The sequence below is a fragment of the Peptidiphaga sp. genome (genome assembly GCF_057238965.1).
The window spans coordinates 4,474-8,745 of sequence record NZ_DBHHEV010000096.1 but is presented as its reverse complement, the minus strand read 5'-3'; the positions used below and the strand labels follow the sequence as shown (position 1 = coordinate 8,745).

3 protein-coding genes and 1 pseudogene are annotated in these 4,272 nt (G+C 67.2%); 3 read left to right on the top strand and 1 reads right to left on the bottom strand.

Translation table 11 applies throughout. The features are described 5' to 3' along the window. The 3 genes and pseudogenes from ACO48X_RS09765 to ACO48X_RS09755 all read left to right on the top strand — a co-directional run. Nucleotides 1-462: pseudogene (locus tag ACO48X_RS09765) on the top strand (GTPase HflX); the annotation flags it as partial. A gap of 1 nt (nucleotide 463) precedes the next feature. Then, nucleotides 464-2,455 (top strand): ATP-dependent DNA helicase, encoded by a 1,992-nt coding sequence (locus ACO48X_RS09760; protein ID WP_485001900.1) that lies wholly within the window; start codon nucleotides 464-466, stop codon nucleotides 2,453-2,455. An 83-nt stretch (nucleotides 2,456-2,538) separates the two neighbouring features. Beyond that, entirely contained in the window at nucleotides 2,539-3,576 is a 1,038-nt protein-coding gene (locus ACO48X_RS09755) for an L-lactate dehydrogenase (protein ID WP_485001899.1), read from the top strand. A 426-nt stretch (nucleotides 3,577-4,002) separates the two neighbouring features. On the opposite strand, the gene ACO48X_RS09750 is transcribed toward ACO48X_RS09755, so the two are convergent. Further along, the coding region (locus ACO48X_RS09750; RefSeq protein ID WP_485001898.1) for a LexA family protein at nucleotides 4,003-4,272 on the bottom strand (270 nt) is incomplete at its 5' end.

Genomic DNA, 4,272 nt, shown 5'->3' with positions numbered 1-4,272 from the left:
GAGGCGGGGGAGGCCGACGTGCTCATCCGCGTCGTCGACGCCTCCCACCACGATCCCGTCGGCCAGGTCAAAGCCGTGCGAGAGGTGCTCGCCGAGGTGCCCGGAACGCGGGACGCGCGAGAAATCGTCGTTCTGTCGAAGTCCGACCTCGCCGACCCCGTGGACTTGGCCGCGCTGCGTTCGCGCTTCCCCGGATCGATCGCGGTCTCGTGCCTCACCGGCGAGGGCATAGAGGAGCTGCGCGCGGCGATCGAGGAGGCCCTTCCTCAGCCGGAAATTGAGATCGCCGCAGTCGTTCCGTACTCCGCCGGAGCGCTCCTTTCCCGCATCCACGACGACGGCGAATTGCTGGCTCCCGTCGAGTACCGTGGCGAGGGCGTCTTCGTGCATGCCAGAGTGTCGGCGGACATTGAAGCCGCCATGCGCCGCGGCGGGATGCTCAGCCCGGCTGAAACGAAGTGACGTGGCCGGGCGGGAGGTTCTCGACGCCGTCGTCCGGGCCATGGGCGGAACTCGGCGCGAAGGGCAGGAGAAAATGGCGGCCGCGGTCGCCGAGGCTCTGGACGACGGCGGGCATCTGCTCGTGCAGGCGGGCACAGGAACCGGAAAGTCGATCGGATACCTTGCCCCCGCGATGGAATGGGCCGTCAAAACCGACAGCCGCGTGATCGTCTCCACCGCCACGCTCGCGCTGCAACGGCAGATCATCGCCTTCGACGCGCCGAAAGCAGCCGAGGCCGTTCGCGAAGTGCACGGGAGGGCGCCCGAGGTGGCGCTTGTCAAAGGCTGGAGCAATTACGTGTGCCTGCGCAAAGCCGCGGGCGGATATCCGGAGGAGGACGCGCTGCTCTCCCGCGCCTCGGGCGAGTTCGGCGCGAGCGCCGTCGGCGAAGAAGTGGTGCGCCTGCGCGAGTGGGCGATGGCGACCGACACGGGAGACCGCGACGACCTCGTCCCCGGAGTCTCCGAGCGGGCGTGGCGGCAAGTCTCCGTCGCCAAACCGGAGTGCATCGGAGCGAAATGCCCGATGCGCGGCTCGTGCTTTCCCGTTCTCGCGCGCGAAGCGGCCGAAGAGGCGGACATCGTGGTCACGAATCACTCGATGCTCGGGGTTCAGTCGACCGGAACTCCCGTGCTCCCGGAAAGCGCGGCCTTCATCGTCGACGAGGCGCACGAACTCGCCGACCGCGTCACGGGCCAGCTGACCGCCTCAATTTCCAAAGGCGACGTTTCCTCGCTCGTCAGGCTGCTCAGACGCGAGTCGATCCTCGCGACGGAGTTGGAGAACGCCGGGGACGAAGTGACCGAGGTGCTCGACGAGCTCGACGAAGGCCGGCTCGAGGCTCTGCCCGTTCCGCTTGCGGACGGGCTGTCGAGAATGCTCGGCGAACTGCAGCAGGCCCGCGAGGACGTCAACGATCTGGGCGACAAAGACGAGGCCGCCGCGGCGGCGAAGGCCCTTGCTCGCGGGAGGGTCAAGGCGCTCGCGGACGTGGTGGAGCAGCTGCTGTCCGACGGCGTGGGCGAAGGCGCCCTCGTGCCGTGGGTCGCTCGCGACGGCGAAGGGCGAAGCTCGCTTCACGTCGCGCCCCTCGACGTCTCCTCAGCCTTGGCCGACACGCTGTTCGAGGGCAAGGCCGCGATTTTGACCTCCGCCACGCTGGAAACGGGCGGCAGCTTCCGCCACATCGCCGGCGCCGTCGGCTTCACGTACCCCAGCCAAGGCCCGTGGGAGGGCATCGACGTCGGATCGCCATTCGACCATTCCAGACAGGGGATCCTCTACGCCGCGGCCTCGCTTCCCCCGCCGGGCCGCGAAGGCATAGGCGAGGCCCAGCTTCGCGAGGTCGCCGAGCTCGTCGAGGCCGCCGAGGGAGGCGCGCTGGGCCTGTTCACCTCGCGTCGGGCCGCGGAGACGGCGGCGGAATACGCCAGGGAACGGCTGAACACGCCCGTTCTTTGCCAGGGCGACGATCAGCTCTCGACGCTCGTGCGGCGCTTCGCCGAGGACGACGCCGCCAGCCTGTTCGGCACGCTGTCGCTGTGGCAGGGCGTCGATGTCCCGGGCCGCACGTGCAGGCTCGTCCTCATCGACCGCATTCCCTTCCCGCGCCCCAACGATCCGCTGACCCAGGCGCGCACAAAGGCTGTGGCCGACGCCGGGGGAAACGGCTTTATGAGCGTGGCGGCAACCCACGCCGCCCTGCTTCTCGCGCAGGGCGCCGGCCGCCTTCTGCGCCGCACAGACGACCGCGGGGTCGTCGCCATCCTCGATCCGCGGATCGTCACGGCGCGCTACGGCCCCTTTCTTGCGGCCTCGCTGCCGCCGATGTGGAGGACGAAAGACCCGCACATCGCCCGCTCGGCGCTCCGGCGTTTGGCGGCGGCGCCCGATCCGGCGCGCGATTGTGCGGGCGGCATCGATTCAGCCGTTCAAACCGGTGCGGAGACATAGGACGCATTGGCTCCCGCGCGGGCCGTTTTAGCCGTAGGATTTTCATTGGACGGTAGCGAAGTTGCCGCAAACAAGGAGGAGACGTGACTGACAAGTCCAAGAAGAGCGAAGCCCCGGAAAAGGAAGAGGCTCCCGCTCCCACCAACGCCCCCGCGATCGACCCGAGGACGGGCGGGCGCGGCACCAAGGTGGCGATCATAGGCGCCGGGGCCGTAGGCTCCGCCGTCACGTACGCATCGATGATTCAAGGTGTGGCCCGCCATTACGCGATGTTTGACATCAACGAATCCAGGGTCAAGGCCGAGGCGCTCGACATCGCGCAGGGCAGCCAGTTCGCGCCCGTGTCGACCGTCGAAGGATCGTCCGACATCGCAGTCATCAAGGATTCCGACGTCGTCGTCATCACCGCGGGCGCCAAGCAGAAGCCGGGCCAGTCTCGCCTTGAGCTCGCGGGCGCGACGATCGACATCATGAAGTCGATCGTTCCCAAGGCCGTTGAGCAGGCGCCCAACGCGATCTATCTCATGGTCGCCAACCCCGTGGACGTTGTCACCTACGCTGGATGGAAGCTGTCCGGGCTCAGCGACGGACGTTTCTTCGGTTCGGGCACGGTGCTCGATTCTTCCCGCCTTCGCTACCTCGTCGCGCTCGCGTGCGGGGTCGCGCCGCAGAACGTCCACGCCTACATCGCCGGCGAGCACGGCGACTCCGAAATTCCGCTGTGGAGCTCGGCGATGGTCGGCGCCGTCCCGCTTTTGCAGTGGGGGCAGACGGTCGATGGCAAGCTGCTCGACGACGGCGTTCGCGAGGCGATCCATCACGACGTCGTTCGCTCGGCCTACAACATCATCGAGGGCAAGGGCGTGACGAACTATGCGATCGGAATCTCGGTCGCTTCGATTCTCGGCTCGATCGTCCGCGACGAGCACCGCGTGCTTCCCGTCTCCTCCTACCTGGAGGACTGGCTCGGCATTTCCGACGTGTGCATGTCGGTTCCTTCGATCGTGGGCCGCGCAGGCGTCGGCCGTCGGCTCGTCCCGGTGGTCACGCCGAGGGAGTACGACGGTTTGCGGCGTTCCGCAGACTCGATCCGAGAGGTCGCTCGCCGGTTCGGTTTCTGACAGGCAGGCTTTCGGCGGGGCGGCGCGGATGTGCGACGGCACATGAGTTTTGCCGCGGCTGCGCCGAGCGACTGGGAGCACGACGCCTTCACCGTGTGAGCGTCCCTTGCCGCAGGTGAGCGTTGGAAACCGCGTCTGATCTCAGATCTAAAGCGCGGGTCCGCACAGGGCCCGCGCTTTTCGTATGCCGGGATTAAGTGCGGGCTGCATACCCAAGTTGAACACAAGTTGAACAAGGGCGGCCGTTGCTGAACGCCGGTCTTCCGTTTCATCGAACGGCGCCCTGCTCGATTCTCGATCCAGTGACGAACGGAGGCTCGAAGGCAGACAGGGGCTGAAAATCCGATCCTCGAGTCTCGTCCGAGTTCCACGTCTCGGCGCTGAAGCCGGGGCTTCGACTTCCCGGGCGGAGGCTCCGACAATGAGTCAGAGCGAGCGCAACACCGTGACGACGCGCCCGAGAATCTCGGCGTCGTCGGCGGGAATCGGCCGGTACTCGCTGTTGCGTGGAAGCAAAAGAGTGTGGCCGTCCTTGCGCTGGAGGACCTTGACCGTCGCCTCTCCCTCGATCATGGCCGCGACTATCTCCCCGTTCTCGGCCACGGGCTGCCGGCGGATGACGACCCAGTCGCCGTCGCAAATGGCCGCCTCGACCATGGAATCGCCCACGACTTTGAGCATGAACAATTCACCGTC